18 protein-coding genes are annotated in these 19,047 nt (G+C 58.9%); 14 read left to right on the forward strand and 4 right to left on the reverse strand.

Annotated features, from left to right (window positions below; genetic code table 11):
- Positions 1-8 precede the first annotated feature (8 nt).
- Positions 9-1,034: an aldo/keto reductase gene (locus tag BBDE_RS05130; RefSeq protein WP_003840298.1), complete on the reverse strand. Its 1,026-nt coding sequence runs from the start codon at positions 1,032-1,034 to the stop codon at positions 9-11.
- 166 nt (positions 1,035-1,200) lie between these two features.
- Between BBDE_RS05130 and BBDE_RS05135 the strand changes: the two genes are divergently transcribed.
- From BBDE_RS05135 to BBDE_RS05160, 6 genes are all read left to right on the forward strand, one after another.
- Positions 1,201-1,608 carry a cupin domain-containing protein gene (locus BBDE_RS05135; RefSeq protein ID WP_003841865.1) on the forward strand — a complete coding sequence of 136 codons (408 nt, stop codon included), beginning with the start codon at positions 1,201-1,203 and terminating at the stop codon, positions 1,606-1,608.
- A gap of 197 nt (positions 1,609-1,805) precedes the next feature.
- The gene (locus BBDE_RS05140) at positions 1,806-2,567 is read left to right on the forward strand and encodes an ABC transporter ATP-binding protein (RefSeq protein WP_003840290.1); all 762 of its coding nucleotides are present in this window, start codon (positions 1,806-1,808) and stop codon (positions 2,565-2,567) included.
- Positions 2,568-2,569: 2 nt separating this feature from the next.
- The gene (locus tag BBDE_RS05145; RefSeq protein WP_003840289.1) at positions 2,570-5,560 is read left to right on the forward strand and encodes an ABC transporter permease; all 2,991 of its coding nucleotides are present in this window, start codon (positions 2,570-2,572) and stop codon (positions 5,558-5,560) included.
- Between the two features lie 18 nt (positions 5,561-5,578).
- Complete coding sequence (locus BBDE_RS05150; protein ID WP_003840288.1) at positions 5,579-6,184, forward strand: PadR family transcriptional regulator; 606 nt, start codon at positions 5,579-5,581, stop codon at positions 6,182-6,184.
- A 33-nt stretch (positions 6,185-6,217) separates the two neighbouring features.
- The gene (locus tag BBDE_RS05155; RefSeq protein ID WP_012902121.1) at positions 6,218-6,640 is read left to right on the forward strand and encodes a fluoride efflux transporter FluC; all 423 of its coding nucleotides are present in this window, start codon (positions 6,218-6,220) and stop codon (positions 6,638-6,640) included.
- Between the two features lies 1 nt (position 6,641).
- Positions 6,642-7,013 (forward strand): fluoride efflux transporter FluC, encoded by a 372-nt coding sequence (locus BBDE_RS05160; RefSeq protein WP_012902122.1) that lies wholly within the window; start codon positions 6,642-6,644, stop codon positions 7,011-7,013.
- 45 nt (positions 7,014-7,058) lie between these two features.
- Here BBDE_RS05160 and BBDE_RS05165 read toward each other — a convergent pair whose 3' ends face one another.
- Entirely contained in the window at positions 7,059-8,222 is a 1,164-nt protein-coding gene (locus tag BBDE_RS05165) for a PucR family transcriptional regulator (RefSeq protein WP_003840283.1), read from the reverse strand.
- Positions 8,223-8,533: 311 nt separating this feature from the next.
- On the opposite strand from BBDE_RS05165, the gene BBDE_RS05170 reads away from it, so the two are divergent.
- The 5 genes from BBDE_RS05170 to BBDE_RS05190 all read left to right on the forward strand — a co-directional run bounded on the left by BBDE_RS05170 (position 8,534) and on the right by BBDE_RS05190 (position 14,554).
- Positions 8,534-9,751, forward strand: coding sequence for an aspartate aminotransferase family protein (locus tag BBDE_RS05170; RefSeq protein WP_003843914.1), 1,218 nt, complete (start codon positions 8,534-8,536; stop codon positions 9,749-9,751).
- A gap of 51 nt (positions 9,752-9,802) precedes the next feature.
- Positions 9,803-10,393, forward strand: a complete 591-nt coding sequence (locus tag BBDE_RS05175; protein ID WP_003840277.1) for a cytidylate kinase-like family protein — start codon at positions 9,803-9,805, stop codon at positions 10,391-10,393.
- Between the two features lie 92 nt (positions 10,394-10,485).
- Positions 10,486-13,158, forward strand: coding sequence for a bifunctional amino acid transporter/iron-containing alcohol dehydrogenase (locus BBDE_RS05180; RefSeq protein WP_003840275.1), 2,673 nt, complete (start codon positions 10,486-10,488; stop codon positions 13,156-13,158).
- Between the two features lie 193 nt (positions 13,159-13,351).
- Positions 13,352-14,080, forward strand: coding sequence for a LysE family translocator (locus tag BBDE_RS05185; protein ID WP_003840274.1), 729 nt, complete (start codon positions 13,352-13,354; stop codon positions 14,078-14,080).
- Between the two features lie 60 nt (positions 14,081-14,140).
- Positions 14,141-14,554: a GNAT family N-acetyltransferase gene (locus BBDE_RS05190; protein WP_012902123.1), complete on the forward strand. Its 414-nt coding sequence runs from the start codon at positions 14,141-14,143 to the stop codon at positions 14,552-14,554.
- Between the two features lie 12 nt (positions 14,555-14,566).
- On the opposite strand, the gene BBDE_RS05195 is transcribed toward BBDE_RS05190, so the two are convergent.
- Positions 14,567-15,565 carry an alpha/beta hydrolase gene (locus BBDE_RS05195; protein WP_012902124.1) on the reverse strand — a complete coding sequence of 333 codons (999 nt, stop codon included), beginning with the start codon at positions 15,563-15,565 and terminating at the stop codon, positions 14,567-14,569.
- A 260-nt stretch (positions 15,566-15,825) separates the two neighbouring features.
- On the opposite strand from BBDE_RS05195, the gene BBDE_RS05200 reads away from it, so the two are divergent.
- The 3 genes from BBDE_RS05200 to BBDE_RS05210 all read left to right on the forward strand — a co-directional run bounded on the left by BBDE_RS05200 (position 15,826) and on the right by BBDE_RS05210 (position 18,724).
- Positions 15,826-16,422: a 50S ribosomal protein L25/general stress protein Ctc gene (locus tag BBDE_RS05200; RefSeq protein WP_012902125.1), complete on the forward strand. Its 597-nt coding sequence runs from the start codon at positions 15,826-15,828 to the stop codon at positions 16,420-16,422.
- 224 nt (positions 16,423-16,646) lie between these two features.
- On the forward strand, positions 16,647-17,774 hold the full coding sequence (locus tag BBDE_RS05205) for a branched-chain amino acid aminotransferase (RefSeq protein WP_012902126.1): 1,128 nt from the start codon (positions 16,647-16,649) through the stop codon (positions 17,772-17,774).
- Between the two features lie 203 nt (positions 17,775-17,977).
- Complete coding sequence (locus BBDE_RS05210) at positions 17,978-18,724, forward strand: trimeric intracellular cation channel family protein (protein ID WP_012902127.1); 747 nt, start codon at positions 17,978-17,980, stop codon at positions 18,722-18,724.
- Positions 18,725-18,781: 57 nt separating this feature from the next.
- On the opposite strand, the gene rpsT is transcribed toward BBDE_RS05210, so the two are convergent.
- Positions 18,782-19,042, reverse strand: a complete 261-nt coding sequence (rpsT, locus tag BBDE_RS05215; protein ID WP_003840264.1) for a 30S ribosomal protein S20 — start codon at positions 19,040-19,042, stop codon at positions 18,782-18,784.
- Positions 19,043-19,047: the final 5 nt, after the last annotated feature.

The following is a 19,047-nucleotide window of genomic DNA, read 5'->3' on the forward strand; positions in this document are numbered from 1 at the left end:
AGACGAGTCTACCTGCGCTTCGGTGCGAGGGTGCCGGCCAAGGCGCGCTCGCCGGGGCGGGCCAGAGGGCCCACCAATTCGTGTGCGGTATATGGTTCCTCGATGTAGTCGATGTCCTCGGCGGTGAGTTGCAGGTCAAGCGCGGCGATGGCGTCATCCACGCGTTCCGGTTTCGAGCAGCCGACAATCGGTGCGGTCACGCCTTTGACCCAATGCCAGGCTAGGGCGACGCGGGCCATCGGCACGCCGATGCGCTCGGCGACTTCGTGGACCCGCCTGATAATCGGCAGATCCTGCTCCATGCCCCGATCATATTTGCTGCGCATCGTATTGTCCGTGATGCTTCTTTTGGAATCCGAATTCCATTTCGGTCTTGCCAAGTGGCCGGAAGCCATGGGGGAGTATGGGGTCAGGGCTACGCCGTACTGGCGGCAGACCGGAATCATCTCGCGTTCGTCCTCGCGGTAGAGCAGATTGTAGTGGCACTGCATGCTGGTGAACTTCGTCCAGCCATTCGCCTCCGCCGTAACCTGCATGTTGTGGAATTGGTAGGCGTACATCTCGCTGGCGCCGAGCGCACGTACCTTGCCGGCTTTGACGAGTGCGTCCAGCGCCTCCATGGTCTCCTCGATGGGTGTGCCATAGTCGAATCGATGAATGATGTACAGGTCCAGATAGTCGGTGCCAAGCCGCTTGAGGGTGCCGTCGATTTCATGATTGATGGCCTCTTGCGATAGATGCCCTTCGTTGAAATACACTTTGCTGGCCAAAACCACTCTGTCGCGACTGATGCCCAGACGTTTGAGCGCACGGCCGATGTACGTTTCGGAGGTGCCGAACGCATAGCAGTTGGCGGTGTCGATGAAATTGACGCCGCTGTCGATGGCATGGCCGATGACGCGTTCGGTGGCATCCTGGTCGATGGTCCACTGGTGGAAATCCGGGGATGCCTCGCCGAAGCTCATACCGCCGAGGCAGACCTTGGAGACCTGAATGCCGGACCATCCCAGAGGCGCATATCGCATGTCTACCATATCGTGCTCCTTCGCTTATGATCGAAACGGTATGATTCGAAGCTATCATGTTCGACCGGAGGAAACCAATACCCTGCTTATCATCGGTTTCCATGCAAAAAAACTATGGAAGAACATGTCGGACACTCATTGGACATTCTTTTTGCATGGGCGTTGAATACGTGGTATGAACAATCCAAGTGCATTTCCGATGGGCGATCCGAATGACGGTTTCGCACAGTATTTCGTTGGACAAAGTTATCTGGCGCCGGTGCTTGATGCCCCGGAAATCGCCATCCACAACGTAACCTTCGAGCCTGGATGCCGCAATCATTGGCATATCCATCATGGTGGCGCGCAGGTGCTCATCGCAGTAGGCGGACGTGGCTATTACCAGATCGACGGGCAGGAGCCGAAGGGGCTCAAGGCGGGTCAGGCCGTGTGCATTCCGGCCGATACCAAGCACTGGCACGGCGCCGCTCCGGGTGAGGCGTTCTCGCACCTCGCATTCATGGTGCCTGCCGGTGACCCTTCCGCCATGAGCAACGAGTGGCTCGAACCGGTCGACGCCGTGGCATACGAGCGTCTCGACTGACCGTTTGGCCGCATGTTCGACCGTAATCCCTGACATCGTGGAGGCCGTTCGGGAAGGCATGTTTCGCACAAGGCGAAATCACCTTCCTGAACGGTCTCCACGGATATGGCGGCGCATCGTCTTCGGCGTTTCTCAGGATGGTTACTGAGTAACATTATGGATAAGGTTACTCAGTAACTACATGGGAAGGGGATGACATGGCCGACTTCGGAACGAATGCCGAAGATGCACCGGTATTGCGATTTGCCGATGTGTCACGAGTCCATGAAGCGGGTGCCAGCAGGGTGGTGTCGCTGGAGCATGCGGATCTCACCTTGCATGCCGGAGAATTCGTTGCCATCATGGGGCCATCGGGCTCGGGAAAATCGACGTTGCTCAATCTCGCCGGCGGGCTCGACCTGCCTACGGAAGGGCGCGTGTTCGTCGACGGCGTCGATCTGACGAAACTCGATGCGGCGCAGCGGGCCATGTTGCGGCGGCGACTGATCGGCTATGTCTTTCAGGATTACAATCTTCTGCCGTCGCTTAGTGCAGTGGAGAACGTGTCGTTTCCGCTTGAGCTGGATGGATGGGCGCCGAGGAAGGCTCATGATGCGGCAATGGAGGCATTGCGCGAAGCGGGCGTTGAAGATCTCGCCGACCGCAGGCCGGAGGATATGTCGGGCGGTCAGGCTCAGCGCGTGGCCATCGCCCGTGCCTTGGTCGGTCCACGGCGGCTTCTGCTGGCCGACGAGCCGACCGGGGCTTTGGACTCCCATACCGGATTGAAGATTCTCGAAGTGCTGCGTGCACGTGCCGACGCCGGTGCCGCCGTGCTCATGGTCACCCATGAGCCACGCTATGCCGCTTGGTCCGATCGCACGGTGTTCATCCGAGACGGAAGAATCGTGGATGAGACCGGACCCACGGATTTCGATGCCATGCTTGAATCCGATGATGCCGTGGAATCGGGGCGATAGACATGGCCCGTATCTTCGCCCTTCGATCCGTGCTGCGACTTGCCTGGCGTGATATGTGCCGTCATCGTGCTCGGACGACGTTCTCCACGCTGCTTATCGCCTTGCCTATGATGGCGTTGATCGTCGGCGCCACATTGATGACGGGTGCTCCGCCCATGCGGGAGCGGGCGTTGCGAAGCATACCGGAAGGCGCTCAAGCCGTAATCACTGCAACCGCGGTAAAGCGCGACGGGAATCCGTTCGAACAACCCCCTGAGGGAGCGTCCATCTGGATGGATGAGATTACTCAGCAACCGGCGAGCGAAGACGAGCTCAAACGTATTGTGCCGTCCTCGGACAAGCTGCTGCCGTATTGGGATTCCGAACAGCTCATAGCCGCCATGGCAACCGGCCTGCAGCCGGGGCAGGTCGAGTCGGCGAAGAATTCGTCGATCGGCGGCACCCTGGCGCAATCCGGCACGGGCACCGCACGGCTATGCGAGGCCGGCGCGGAAGCGCTCGGTATGCTACTGCCGAAGCTGAGCGAAGGAACGGTTCCGAGCAATGCCGATGAAATCGTCGTCACCAGTGGATTGGCTTCGCGGATCGGAGCCGACATCGGCGATACGATTACACTGATAGCCCCGCCTTTTCAAGGATCGTATAGCACCAATGGCCGCATAGCCGCAGTCATACAGAATTCACAGCGTGCCTGGCGCATCAGTGGCATCGTTGCCGATGACGCCATCTCCAAAGCCTGGGCCCGGGACGGATGGATGTCCGGCATGGTCGCCCGCGACGGTGGTGCCGGAGTGGACAGACATTACCTCGTGGTCGGCGATAAGCCGATCACTTGGCGGCAGGTCAAGAAGATGAATCTGCTTCAGACGGTGGCGGTATCACGGCATGTGCTTACCGATGGGTACCCGAATGCTTCCGAGCGATATCCCTCGCGTATCGATAGCCAGGCGCTACTGCAGTACGCCGTGGGATTCATAGTCGCCGTGGCCATGGGCGTCGCGCTCGTGCTATGTCTGGTTACGCCTGCATTCTCGATATCGGTCGATCAATCACGTCGCACGATGGGTCTCGCCTCAGCCTGCGGTGCCGGGCCACGCGATGTACGGAACATGTTCGGACTGCAAGGCGTCTGTTCGGGATTCGCCGGTGGTGTCATTGGCATGCTGGCCGGTATCGGAGGAATATATGCGATGGCTCCCTCCGTCATACATGTCGACGTTCATGAGATCCCGCAGGTGATTCCATGGGGGCTGTTCCCGCTGGTCGTCATGACGTCCACGTTGATCGGAGCCTTCGCCACATGGATGCCGGCACGCCGTGCAGGACGTATGAATGTGGTCGATGCGCTGCGGGACCGGCCCGATGGGCTGGAACGTGAGCGTTATGCAGGAAAAGGTGCCGGAAAGATTGCGCTGATATCGGGACCCATGCTTATGCTGGCGGCCTGCGGATGCGCCGTGACGAGCATGCGGGTGAAGGTTTCGGATGTTTCTTCGCCGGGAGTGTTGCCGGAAGGCTCAGGAACATCCCTGGTGCTGTTGGTCGCCGCCATCGTGCTGGCCATGATTGGCCTGGTGCGGCTGGTGAAAGGCCTTATCGTCATATATGGTGCGGTCGGTCGAAGTCTGCCCTTGTCCATACGAACGGGTTTGCGTGATTCGGCGGAACACCATCGCAGGTTCGTACCTGCCACCATCGCGGTCGTGCTGACCATGGCATTGGCCTCCTATGCCATGGTGCTGATCGGCTCGACTCTGGCCAACGATAGGAGCATGGAACTTGTGCACGGTCAATCCCATGTGATTCTGTCCGCGGAGGTGCCGGTGAACGACGATACCGATCGCATGGTGGTTGCCGACGGCATACGTAAGCTGGGCGATACCGCATCGTTCAAAGACCACCAGCCGATCTATGCCTTGGCTCAGCCGGATGCGGAATCCACGATGAACCTGACGGGCAAGGCATACGACGACATCTACGCACAATACCCTACCGTCAAGGCGCTTCCCGCCACCGAACTGCACTGCGAGGTGAACGAACGGCAGCAGTATGGGCAGGATATGGCATCCGCCTTCGACCCGAACGGTACGCCATACTGCGTGAACTGGTCCAAGTCGTACGAGGCGGTCGGATACACAGGCCTTTCCATGATCAACATGGATCCCAGCGTGATCATCATGTCTGCCGATGCGATGCGCATGACGGGTTTCCCGAATGCCGAGCAGGCCGCACGCACCTTGGAGGAAGGCGGTGTGGTCGTCGGCAATGCGGCGGCATTGCGAGAGGACGGTACGGTCACCCTGCAGGTGAGCCACCGCACCCTTGATGATGACGGGAACAGCGGTTCGGAACATGTCGTAAGGCAATCCGTCCGCAAGGCGACATGGATGAAGGGCTTTTACCCGCTGGCCATGAGCGAGCGTACGGCACGTGAGCTCGGCATCGTCAATTTGCGCTATGTGGGCGACATCGCCGCATTGGACCATGTGCATGGATGGAGTGCCATCGAGCGGTTGCGCAAGGCGACGAGCGGCATGCCATTGGTGAACATGACCAGTCAACGGTACCAATACGAGTGGGCGACGGATGCCGATGGTGCGAAAATCACGCTTGCTCCCATCGTGGCGCTTGGCCTGCTTGCCCTGACGGCCACGGTGGTGTCGCTGCTATTGTCCCGAACCCAGACCATCCGTGACATGACCACCATGCATGCGGTGGGAGCCTCACCGGGATTTTTACGTCGCCTCGGTCTTGTGCAGGCGATGACGATACTGTTGCCGGGGGTGCCGTTAGGCATGATCGCCGGCCTCGCCCTTGGCTGCTACCACATTGCGTGGTGCCGGCGTATCGGCATCGACGGTGCATGGCTGGAAACCGTACCTTGCTGGCAACTGCAGATTGCGCTTGCCATAACGGTCATTGCGGCGGGATCGCTATCGGCCTGGCTGGTAACCAGTCCTCCCCGCAATCTGACGCGACGTACCATCGATTAAAGGGAACAGGAGGACGATATGGCCATACGAGAGGCATTGCTGGCGTTGCTTGAACAGAGCCCATCCACCGCATATCAACTCAAGCAGGGATTCGAACGCACCACATCAAGGATTTGGCCATTGAACATGGGGCAGATCTCGACCACCCTGCAACGGTTGCATCGGGATGGGTTGATCGAGGAGGAGCCTAAACGACACGACGAGGCCGTGGTGTGGAAACTGACGGATGATGGACGTCGGGAAGCCGAGCAATGGTGGTTGACACCGGTCACGCTGGAACAGCGTGGCAGGGATGAGTTGGTCATGAAACTCGCCTTTGCCGCGGTCACGCCGGGGGTCGATCTTGATCGGTTGATCGAACGGCAACGTATCTGCCTGCAGCGGCTGTTGCATGACGTCACCCGCGCCAAACGACTCACCGACGCCGATAACATTGCGGCGCGCCTAGTGCTGGATCATCATATCTTCGCCACCGAAGCTGAATTGCACTGGCTGGATACGTTCGACGAAACCATGCTGCGCAATGCCGCGCGCCGCAACCAGACCAGTGTCGGAAATGCCGATGACAAGCAGGAGGCACCGTCCCGTTTCCCTGTGCCTGACCTGCATGTTCACAAGGGCTGAATCCCGGTCGTGGAAGTGACTATACTGGCGGGCATGTCACGACAACACATCATTCGATGGGATTTGATGGGCGTGGTGTTCGTCGGCGGATGCATCGGCACCGGCCTGCGGTATGCATGCTCGTTCATCGCCGATTACGGGGCGTTTCACTTCGGTACGTTCACGGCGAACATGATCGCCTGCTTCGCCTATGCGACGTTATCCGCATGGTTGGGCGGTTCCGCGCGTCTTACGGGCAATGTCAAGGAATACGTGAACCGTGGTTTCGGCATGGGCCTGTGCGGCGGGCTCTCCACCATGTCGACGCTCGCCTTGGAACAGTTTACGTTGCTGCATGGGGGAGATACTCCTGGCGCCGTCATCTACTGCGTCGTGACGTTCCTTGCCGGATTCGCGTTCGCCTATGCGGGCTCCCGTACCGGTTCGCATATCGCGAATACGAGGAAGGGGGCATGAAGTGAATGCATTCCTGCCGATTCTGGTGTGCCTGTGTGGTGGACTCGGCGCTTCCGCGCGTTATGTCTGTGATTCGTATATCAAGGCGTGCTGGCATAGGGCATTCCCGATGTCCACATTCGTCATCAATGTGATAGCCGGTTTTCTGGCGGGAATCGTCGCCGGCCTGTATGCGCGTTCCGTCGTGCCTCAGGCTGCCCGTCTGCTGCTCGCCACCGGTTTCCTCGGTGGATTCTCGACCTTCTCAACCATGATGAACGAAACCGTCACCTTGCTGCGCGGCGGTAGGATAGCGGCGTTCGCCGGATACTTCGTGGCGTCCGTCTTCGTTCCGGTCATTGCCGTCGCCTGCGGCTGTATGATCGTCGAATGATGCGGCGGGAGGGGCGGATGCATATCGTAGAGTGAATGGCTGACCCTACATCATGTCCATCAGCATGAAGGCGAGCAACAGCTGCAGCCTGCTGTCAAGCTTGGACAGGTCCATGCACAGGATTTCCGCGGCCTTGGAGATTTTGTAATTCACCGTGTTGCGATGTACGAACAGCTCGTCGGCGGTCTCTTTCACGCTGTCATTGTGATTGAGATAGCACCGCAGTACGTCCAGCAGGTCGGAGTCGGATTCCTTGTCGTATTCGATCAGCGGCCCCAGAATCTGCGTGTGGTATTCCCGTGAGATTTCCGGATCCTCGATGCCGAGCAACACCCGGTATGCGCCGAGGTCGTCGAAGAAATTGATGCGGTCCTCCAGCTTTTTCCGTGATTGCAGCTTCAGGATGGAGGCCGCCTGACGGTGGCTTTTGCTGACGCAGCGTATGCTTTTGGTAAGTTTTCCCACGCCGATGGAGGCGGTCTCCTGCCGGCGCAGCGCGTGCTCGACGATCGTCAGTATGCCGCGCCCCCAGTTACGCAGCTGTTGCGGTTCGTCGCAGTGCATGACGACGATAATCTGTTTCCAGGCGCTGAATACGGTGCTGAAACGTACGTCCCTGTGCAGGTATCTCCTGATTTCCGCGGCGATGAGGTTCAGTCGCACATACGGGTCGCCCGCATAGTTCTCGACCTGCACGATTGCCACGGCATAACGCCATTCGATTTCGAAATGGAATTCCGAAAGCGTCGCCGTATACAGTTCCTGCTGGTCGGGGAAGGAGATGGCGTTCTGGAACGCGGCGCTCACCATGCGTTCCTTCGTCTCCTCCTCGATGAGGCGGCGGCACAGCGGGCGGGCGATGTTTTCGAACGGCGCGCTTTTCGGAATGGTGAACAGTGGGAAGCCGTGCTCTTCGCAAAAGAGCACCACATCCTCGGGCGGCTCCATAAAGAAATGCCCGATGTCGAGGGCGATGCCCGCCGCGCGATGCTCGTACAGGGACTTGACGTGTTTAAGCAGAGCCCCATCCTCCTGCAAGGCGATGCCGGTGACGAGGATCAGTTCGTCGCCGGCCAAGTAATCGATCATCTGAGTGGACTCCAGCACATGTACCCAAGTGACGTGGTGACCGAGTCCGTCTTCGCCGGCGGCCGGATGAAGAGGAACGTCCGGACACCCTTCAATCAGCTCCCGTAATTCCAAAGTCATGTGTAATCTCCGCGAAATATAGCTTTTACAGTGTGTTTCGAGATGTCGTGGACATCGCGTTCGCATGGCTGCGGCCAAGCACCATCATATCGGCCCCATATTACCGTTCTTTACCGATCGTTCATCCGTTCTTCAGCGTCGTACGTATGTTACGACAAATCGATTGTGCTCAAGCACAACCAAATTTGGGCTTGGATGACTGGAGAAACGGTTTCGAGAGGAAACATAATGAGTCCCAGTTCCGGCCGGAAGAGACGACCGGGCAGGCCGTTTCAAGACCTTTCGTCACAAGAAGCAAGGAGAGTCGCATCATGAGGCTGCAGGACACCGGATTGACATTCGAAGACATCAAGAGCAAGGTCGACACCTATATGATCGAAACCTACGAGCGTTTCGATTTCCTTGCGGATCACGCCAAGGGCGTCTATATGTATGACGAGAACGACACCCCGTATCTCGACTTCTACGCGGGCATCGCCGTCAACTCCGTCGGCAACTGCAATGAAAAGGTCGTCAAGGCGGTGCAGGACCAAGCCGCCACCCTGATGCAGACCTTCAACTATCCGTACACCGTGCCGCAGGTGCTGCTCGCCGAAAAGATCTGCAAGGCCATCGGCATGGACAAGATCTTCTACCAGAACTCCGGCACCGAATCCAATGAGGCCATGATCAAGATGGCACGTAAGTACGGCGTCGAGAAGTACGGCCCGAACAAGTATCATATCGTCACCGCCCGTGAATCCTTCCACGGCCGCACCTTCGGCGCCATGTCCGCGACCGGTCAGCCGGACAACGCCTGTCAGGTCGGTTTCGGCCCGATGACCGACGGCTTCTCCTATGCTCCGTTCAACGACCTTGAAGCCTTCAAGGCGGCCTGCAACGAGAACACCATCGGCATCATGGTCGAGCCGGTCCAAGGCGAAGGCGGCGTGCATCCGGCGACCAAGGAATTCCTGCAGGGACTGCGCGAGTTCTGCGATGAGAAGGGCATTCTGCTGCTGCTTGATGAGGTGCAGTCCGGTTGGGGCCGTACCGGTGCGCTCATGTCGTACATGAACTATGGCATCAAGCCGGACATCGTCTCCATGGCCAAGGCCATGGGCGGCGGCATGCCGATCGGTGCGATCTGCGCCACGCAAGAGGTGGCCAAGGCCTTCACCATGGGCTCTCACGGCACCACTTTCGGCGGTCACCCGGTCTGCTGCGCAGCCTCGCTTGCCGCAGTCACCGAAATCATCGATCGTGACCTGCCGGGCAACGCCAAGAAGGTCGGTGCCTACTTCATCGATAAGCTGTCCAAGCTGCCGCACGTCAAGGAGGCCCGTGGCCAGGGTCTGTTCGTCGGCGTCGAATTCGACGGCACCATCAATGCCGTGGATGTCAAGCATGGCTGTCTCGACCGCAAACTGCTCATCACGGCCATCGGCAAGGACGTCATCCGCATGGTCCCGCCGCTGATCATCACCGAGGAGGATGCCGACAAGGCGACCTCCATCATCGCGGAAACCATCGAGGCCCTGTCTGAGTGATCGGCCCGTTGGCTCCCGAATCGTGAACATACCTATGAAAGGAGGAGCAGTATGAAGCACATGGTCATCACCATCGGCTGCGAATACGGCGCCGGTGGTCCGGAAATCGGAAAGATGCTCGCCAAGGCGCTCGGCATCGAATATTACGATCGTGACCTCGTCGATAAGATCATCAACGATCTGGACGTGGACAAGGAGCTCGTGGAAAAGGCCGATAAGGGAACGAACGTCCCCTATACCTTCGAGACGACACTCGGTCCGCGTTACGCGAACCTGACGAACAAGGTCATCTCCCTGCAATACCAAGCCATGCACAAGATGGCCGATCAATCATCCTGCGTCATCATCGGCCGCAGCGCCAACTATCTGCTGCAGGACAGGGACGATCTGATCAACATCTTCATCTATGCGCCGGAGGAGGACCGCATCCGCGCGATCATGGAAAACCAATCCGTGAGCGAGAAGAAGGCGCGCGAGATCGTCAGCTACAACGACGAGAAGAACCGCAGCAGGCATCAGTACATCACCGGCACCAATCGTGGTGACCGGAGCCAGCGCGACCTGCTGATCAACAGCAGCCTGCTCGGCTGGGAGAAGACCTGCCAGTATCTGCTCATGCTCGTCGAAATGCTGAACGAATAACCGGACACAGGGGCCGTAACTCGAGGGGAGCGCGGCCTCTTTCCGCTTTTGTGAATCGCCATCGCAGAGCTTACGTGAGGAAGGAACTTTCGATGGAAACGCCAACTAAAAAAACTTCGGAATTCAAAAAGTCATTCAGTTCCCTTGACATCCTGATGATCGCCTTCGGCGCGATGATCGGCTGGGGATGGGTGGTCTCCACCGGCGACTGGATCGGTACGGCAGGCGTGATCGGCGCCATGCTCGGCTTCATCCTCGGCGGCGTGATGATCTTTTTCATCGGCATGACCTATGCCGAGCTGACGCCGGCAATGCCCGAATGCGGCGGTGAGCATGTGTTCAGCATGCGTGCCATGGGACCGATCGGCTCATTCGTCTGTACCTGGGCCATCGTACTCGGTTACGTGAGCGTCGTCTGCTTCGAGGCGTGCGCCTTGCCGACCATCATCACGTATGTGTGGCCGGACTTCCTGCAGGGGTACCTATACTCCGTCGCAGGATTCGATATCTACGCCACATGGCTGGGCACCGCCGTGCTGTTCGCCGTCTTCATCACCGTCATCAATATCATGGGTGCGCAGATCGCGGCCAAGCTGCAGAACATTCTGACCCTATGCATCGGCGCCGCCGGCATCCTGCTGATCGCGGCATCCGTGATCACCGGAGATGCCTCCAACCTGCAGGACCAGATGTTCGAAGGCTCGGGCATGGGCGGCATGATGGCCACCATCGTCAAGGTCGCCGCCGTCAGCCCGTTCTTCTTCATCGGCTTTGACGTGATTCCACAGGCCGCCGAAGAGATCAACGTGCCGCTTAAGAAGATCGGCAAGATCCTCATCCTCTCCATCGTTTTGGGCATCAGCTTCTATGCGTTGGTGATTTTCTCCGTAGGCTACGTGATGACCGGCGATCAGGTCGCCGCCTCCGCCAATGGCACCGGCTTGGTCACCGCCGACGCCATGGCCGCGGCCTTCCACAGCAACATCATGGCGAAGGTGCTGATTCTCGCCGGCATGTGCGGCATCCTCACCAGCTGGAACTCGTTCATGATCGGCGGCAGCCGCGCCATGTACTCCATGGCCGAGTCCTATATGATCCCGCGTTTCTTCACCAAGCTGCATTCCAAGGCCAAGACCCCGTACGTCGCCATCATCGTCGTCGGCATCCTGAGCGTGCTCGCACCGTTCGCCGGACGTAAGATGCTCGTGTGGGTTGTGGACGCAGGCAACTTCGGATGCATCCTCGCATACTGCATGGTGTCGCTGTCCTTCATCATCCTGCATGTGAAGGAACCGGACATAGTTCGCCCGTATCGGGTGAAGCATTGGAAGCTCATCGGCACCATGGCCGTGCTGATGTCCGGCATCATGATCATGCTGTACATCCTTCCGGGCACCGGTGTGACCCTGGCTCCGCAGGAATGGCTCATGGTCGCCGGCTGGTCCGCGCTCGGCGTCGTGTTCTTCATCTTCAGCAAGATGGTCTACAAGGACAAGTTCGGCTATTATGCGCAGCTGTACGTCAGCGAACTCGATAACGGCGACGAACAGGAAAAGACGGTTTCCGAATCCTCCGCGATCATCAACCTTGCAGCGTCCGAAGCCAGCGCCCCCGACGAGTGGGCGAACGGTTTCGGCTACTTCCTGCCGATCAATCTGGTGTTCGGCAAGGGCAAGGTGCGTGAGGTCGGTACGATCGCCTCCGCGCACGGTACCACCGCAATGATCGTCACCGGCGGCCATTCCGTGAAGAGCAGCGGCACCTACGACAAGGTCCGCGGCCTGCTCGAAGAAGCGGGCCTGACCACGGTGCTCTTCGACAAGGTCACTCCGAACCCGCTGACCACCACGGTCGATGAGGGTGCCCGACTCGCCAAGGACCGGCAGGTCGATGTCGTGATCGGTCTGGGCGGCGGCAGCACCATGGATGCGGCCAAGGGCATCGCGTTCATGGCCGAAAACGAGGGTGGCGTCAGCGAGTACATCTATGGCGAGCGTACCTCCGACAAGGCCCTGCCGCTCATCCTCGTGCCGACCACCTTCGGCACCGGATCCGAGGCCAACGGCTTCGCGGTCATGACCAACCCGGACAACGGCGACAAGAAGTCGTTGCGCAGCCCGGCGCTTGTGGCCACCGCGTCCATCGTTGATCCCGACCTGATGCGCACGATGCCGAGCAGCGTGATCGCCGCCAACGGTTGCGACATGCTATGTCACTGCATCGAGGCGTTCACCGCCAATAATGCACAGCCGTTCACCGATGCGCTCGCCCTGTATGCAATTCCGCTCATCGCCAACAACATCGTGAGCCTGTATCGAGGTGAGGGCACCGACGAACAGTGGGCCAAGGTCTGTCTCGCCGGCACCATCGGCGGCATGGTCATCAACACCGCCGGCATCACTCTGGCGCACGCCATGGAACATCCGGTCAGTGGTCTGAGGAACGTCACCCATGGCAAGGGCCTGGCTGCCATCGAGCCGACCGCCATCGAAGCGACCTATCAGTGCAACCGCTTCAAGTACGGTCGTATCGCGAGGATTCTGGGCGGCTTCACCGCCGAGGATTGCGCGCCACGAGTGAAGAGACTGCTCGCGGATCTTGATCTCAACGTGACGCTACGCGATCTCGGCATCGAGAAGAAGGACATTCCATGGTTGGCGCAGAACGCCCAGAAGGTCTCTCCGGGCAATCTTGTGAACACGCCGGGCTCCCAGCTCGTCACCACCGAGGAATCGTTGGAGAAGCTGTACGAGTCGATGCTCTGAGTGCTCAGTCACATCGATTCGCCGATGGATGGCCGTTGGGAATCCCAAAGGCGAATGCGATATGAGGGTGTGATGTCCCACCGTGGATAGCGGCGGGACATCACGCTTTTTCATGTTTGGAGGCTTTTCTGCATAGGGGAAATGACCTTCCATGATGGCATAGTGGAATGCGTCACGCAATGGGAGGAACGACATGACGTACATGCAGGCGTTGCTGGGGTTCGCGGTGCTGGCCGGAGCCATGGCCATGGTGCCAGGTCTCGACATGGTGATGACCATGAACGAGGCAATCCACTATGGGCGACGCAACGGCATCATGGCGGGATTCGGCATCCAATGCGGCGTGCTGGTATGGGCCGTCGCCGCGTCATTGGGCCTGGCCGCACTGATTTCCGCATTCCCGCTGGCCTATGACATCATCCGCGTGATCGGAGGCATGTATCTGTTCTATCTGGCATGGAGCATGTCCGGCATGTCCGATTGGGCGAAGCGCAAGCTTGGCATCGCAACGAAGCAAACCGAAATGCAACCTCGGGAAGCCGCCGATGACTCCACCGCATCCACGGAATCCGTCGCACGGTCCATGATCGCCCCGACCTCCAGGCCAAGCCTGTTCTCTTCATGGTGGCGCGGTTTCCTCACCGATTTCTTCAACCCGAAAATAGGCGTTTTCTACATCGCAGTCATCCCGCAGTTCCTCGTGTCCGGCGTCGGCAATCTCCAAATGGGTCTGTCGCTTGGACTGATCCACGCCATCGAAGGCGGTGTGATTCTCACCGTCGTGGCCTGTGCGGCCGCCACCTTCTCCGCCAAACTCACCAGTTCACGCGGCAAAAGCATCCTTTCCATCGTTACCGGTGGCGTCATGGCCCTGCTTGGAGGCGCAACCATCCTCGACGTGGTGCGAAGCCACACCGCCTGACGGAAGATCACGGCCTCGCCTTTGATTGTCAAGGGGGTAGCGTGTGATACCGTGCAGGTTATGGAGATTACATATACCGATGAGAAGAAGTTCACCAAAGAGCAGACGCAGCGGCTATTCCGTTCCGTCGGCTGGGTGTCAGGGGAGTATCCGGAACGCCTGTACAAGGCGTTGATGGGCTCGTCCACCGTGTTTTCGGCTTGGGATGGTGACCGTCTTGCCGGTTTGGTGCGCGTGCTTGACGATACCGAGATGGTGGCCTACATGCACTACGTGCTTGTAGATCCGGAATATCAGGGTCACGGCATCGCCGGGCATCTGGTCGGCATGGTCAAAGACCGATACCGTGATTACCTGTATATCGAGGTCATGCCGGAGGAGAGCAAGAACGCGTCGTTCTACCAGAAGCACGGCTTCCAGATCATGGAGGACGGCGTGGCCATGCAGATCTGCAATCCCGGCGAGAAGCGGTGAAACGGACGAATCCTACAATCTGAACGTTCGCCTGACGAATCGTTCGATCTTGCGCCAGTACACGTCCGGCGCCACCACCGAGCCCATCACATGATCGGCGCCTGGCACCAGCAACTTTTCACGGTCGAGACTTGAGCAGGCGTTGAAATTCATATCGAGGAAACGTGGGGATACGAAGGTGTCGGCGTCTCCGTGGACGAACAGCACCGGAATCGTCGCATGGCGGAGTTGCTCCATACTCGAGGCATCGTTGAAGTCGTAGCCGGCCTTGTACTTGCAGACAAGTCCCGCCGCGTCCACGCACATCGCCGCGAGCAGCTTTGGCAGATGGAACATCGCACGGGACGTATCGATGAATTGCAGTCTCACCGACGCGTAGCCGCTGTCTTCGATGGCGGAAACCACATTACGGGGCAACCTTGGGTCTCCGACGGTCATCATCACCGTTGCCGCGCCCATCGAATTGCCATGCAGCAGGATACGGGCTTCGGGATCGCTTTCGATGATCAGATGAATCCAATTGAGCAGGTCATTGCGTTCCAGCCATCCCATGCCGGTATAGCGCCCCTCGCTCATCTCATGCGCGCGCTGCGCCGGCACCAGCACCGTGAAACCGAGGCGTGCAAAGCGATGCGCCCATGTTGCCATCTCCGCGGGCTCACCCGTATACCCATGGCAGCAAATCGCGTAAAGATGCGGTTTCGGGCTTATGCAATCCGGGTCGAACAGCCAACCATGCAACGTAAGACCGTCGAAGCTCGTGATGGTGACCGGCTGCTTGGTCTCTTGAAACCATACGCCGGCTTCGCGTGCCTCGCCGGTATTCATCAGACGTTCGCGTTCCGGATCGTCCGGCGGGGACTGACGGAACATGGACTTCTTGCATTGCGAGTCCAAAGCGAACCTGAACAGCGAATTTGCACAAATGGCCAGCGCTCCCGCAGATGCCACGGCCGCGGCTCCCGTTGCAATGCAGATGGTGCGGGCGATATCAGAATGGGTGCGCCTCATTGCTGCCTCGATTCTTTGATTTCGTGTATTCGTTCCCTGTTCATACATGATGACCGATGTGTTCGATTGTACGTGTGTTCCGCACCTTTGCGGCGTTGAACACGCATTGTCAGACCGATGTGTATACTTAAGGACTGTTGTCTTGGCGAGGGAAGCATGAGCTTCCGTAATCGACTCGGCGTGTGAGTGCACTCCTTGAGTGTCTTCGCGGCTCGTTGATGCGCCGAAACAGAAGAACGAATATCAAGGAGATATCGATTATGGCTACCACCATTACCCTCGAAGGCGCCGCTCGTACCGAGTTCGGCAAGGGCGCTGCCCGCCGTCTGCGCGTCGCCAAGCTGATTCCGGCCACCGTGTACGCCGGCGGTGAGGCTCCGGTCTTCGTGCAGCTGCCGATGAAGGAGACCACCCTGTCCCTGCGTCACACCAACGCTCTGTTCACCATCAAGTACGGCGAGCAGACCAAGATGGCCATCGTCAAGGACGTGCAGCGCAATCCGGTGAAGCGCATCGTCGAGCATGTTGATTTCTATGAGGTCAAGGCCGGCGAGAAGATCGACGTCGAGGTGCCGGTGTTCGTCGAAGGCACTCCGAAGGGTGCCGCCGTCGCGTTCGTCGACATTCAGGAGCTCAAGGTCCGCGCCGACGTCGCCAACCTGCCCGAGAAGATCGTGGTCAACGTCGATGGCCTGACCGATGGCGCCAAGGTCTTCGCCAAGGACGTCGTGCTGCCGGAAGGCGTCGTGCTTGACGTTGAGGATCCGGAAGAGTCCGTCGTCACCGTCGAGGTGCCGGAAGATGCCGCTGAGGCAGCCCCGGCCGCCGACGCCGCCGAGACCGCCGACGCCGAGTGAGATAGCTCGTTTCCGCAAGCGTTCGATTACGGAGTCCGCGCATGTAGATTGCATGCGCGGACTCCTTTGTTTCCGCTACGTTTCATGCCATCTCATATCGCGAACGATGGTTATCGATTGAGATTATGGTGTGAGAAAGTACTAACCAGAGCCGGCGCCACAAGCGCTGGCATGTCAACATCCGCATGCCGCGAAAGCGGCTGATGCATAAGAAGAAGTTAAGAATGACTGAACAGAATCATCACGATCCGGCGGAGCTTGACAAGCTCACCGAGAAGTTCACCGTGCTCCCTAACGACAACCCGGCATCCGACGCCAAGCGCGCCGAGCTCATCGACAAGCCGGCCTTCGGTCAGGTGTTCTCCGATAATATGGCCCACATGACCTGGACCAAGGGCGAAGGCTGGGGCGATCGCCGCATCGAACCGTATACGCCGCTGAAGATGGATCCGGGCGCATCCGTGTTGCATTACGCTCAGGAATGCTTCGAAGGTCTCAAGGCCTACCGTCACGCCGACGGCTCCACTTGGCTGTTCCGCCCGGATGCGAATGCCGAACGATTCCAGAATTCCGCCAAGCGTCTGTACCTTCCGGAACTGCCGATTGACGATTTCATCGGTTCCGTGGCTGCTCTCGTCAAGCGTGATGTGAACTGGGTGCCGTCCCGTCGTGAGTACACCCTGTACATGCGTCCGTTCATGTTCGCCTCCGAGCCGTTCCTTGGCGTGCGGGCACCGCATGAAGTGGACTATTGCGTGATTGCTTCCCCGTCTGGTCCGTACTTCCCGGGCGGTGTGAAGCCGGTCAGCATCTGGGTTGAAGACAAGTGGTTCCGTACCGGCCCTGGTGGCACCGGCTTCGCCAAGTGCGGTGGCAACTATGCGGCTTCCCTGCTCGGTGAATACACCGGCATTGACCACGGTTGCGAACAGGTCTGCTTCGTGGACGCCGCCACCAAGACCTACCTCGAGGAGCTTGGCGGCATGAACATGATGGTCGTGCACAAGGATGGCCACGTGGAGACTCCGTCCCTGACCGGCAACATCCTGCCGGGCGTGACCCGCCGCTCCCTGATTCAGCTCATCCAGGACAATGGCCACGACGTGGTCGAAACCATGATCGCCTTGGATCAGCTGCTCGAAGACATCAAGTCCGGCGAGGTCACCGAGGTGTTCGCCTGCGGTACCGCAGCCATCATCACCCCGATTGGCCGTTTCAAGTCCGAGAAGTTCGACGTGACCGTCGCGGATGGCGGCTCCGGCGAATTCACCGTCGCCCTGCGCAACCAGCTGCTCGGCATTCAGCTCGGCGAGATCGAGGATCCGCACAACTGGATGTGGAAGGTCTGCTGATCTCCGCTAAGACCGTTTCCTGACAGCGCGTAGACCGCCGGAGGGCGGTATATACATCGTACGATCGTAAACTTGGCCTGAAGGCCGGACGTGTCGTACGATGCATATACCGCCCTCCGGCTCTTTTATGGTGATATGGCACCTGCGGGCTATGGTATTTTTGCAGTTGCATGAAGAAACCTTGTGAGGGAGGGGGAGAAGATATGGAAGTGGCCCTGGAAAGCAACGGGTTTTTCATGGGCATCGAATACCTGGCGACGTTCTGCTGCGGTATGGTCGGCGGACTTGCCGCCGTGCGCAAGGGATATGATGTCTTTGCGATTCTCGTGACTACATGGCTCACCGCATTGGGAGGCGGCATCATTCGTGATGTGCTGCTCGGTGCGCTCCCTCCCGCAGGCGTCTCCGACAAGGGGCTGGTAATCACCGCGCTGCTGGCGGCCGTCACCGTGGCCGTCGCACATCCGGAAATCAACAAACTCAGATGGTCCATGCTGTCGTTGGATGCGCTGGCGCTGGGATTGTACGCCGTTAACGGTACCAGTAAGGCCATGATGTACCACATGTCCGGCACCACGGCGATTTTTCTGGGCATGTTTACCGCATTGGGCGGCGGACTGATCAGGGACATGCTCATCAATGAAGTTCCCATGGTGATTCGTGACAAACATTGGTATGCGGTGCCATCCGCCGTCGGATGCATACTCACCGTGTTGGTGTGCAAGGGTGTGAATGCCGGCATCATCGCTTTCCCGGCGGAGGTCGTGCTTGATGTGCTCATCGTCGTACTCATGGTCGGTATGCGATTGGCGTCGGTGATCTTCGATATTCAGTTGCCTGGCGCTCTTGCACGGCACAATACGTATCTACCGGGTGAATCAAAGTATCTGAAACGCCCTGTCATCCATCCAGACAAAGATGATGACGGCAAAGACGACAGGCATGAATAGCAGAAGCCCCGCAGGAGAATCTGCGGGGCTTCCATATAAACGGTGAGTTACGAAAACTCAGAGAGCGTTGATGGCCACGGCGAGACCGGACTTGCGGTTGGCAGCCTGGTTCTTGTGGATCACGCCGGCGCCAGCAGCCTTGTCGAGCTTCTGGGCCGCGACCTTGTAGGCGGCCTCGGCGGCGGCCTTATCGCCGGCGGCGATGGCTTCGCGGGTGGCGCGAACGGCGGTCTTCAGGCCGGACTTCACTGCCACGTTACGCTTGTGGGCCTTCTCGTTGGTGAGAACGCGCTTCTTCTGCGACTTAATGTTTGCCACTATTA

The organism is Bifidobacterium dentium JCM 1195 = DSM 20436 (assembly GCF_001042595.1).
In the GTDB taxonomy this organism is placed as follows: domain Bacteria; phylum Actinomycetota; class Actinomycetes; order Actinomycetales; family Bifidobacteriaceae; genus Bifidobacterium; species Bifidobacterium dentium.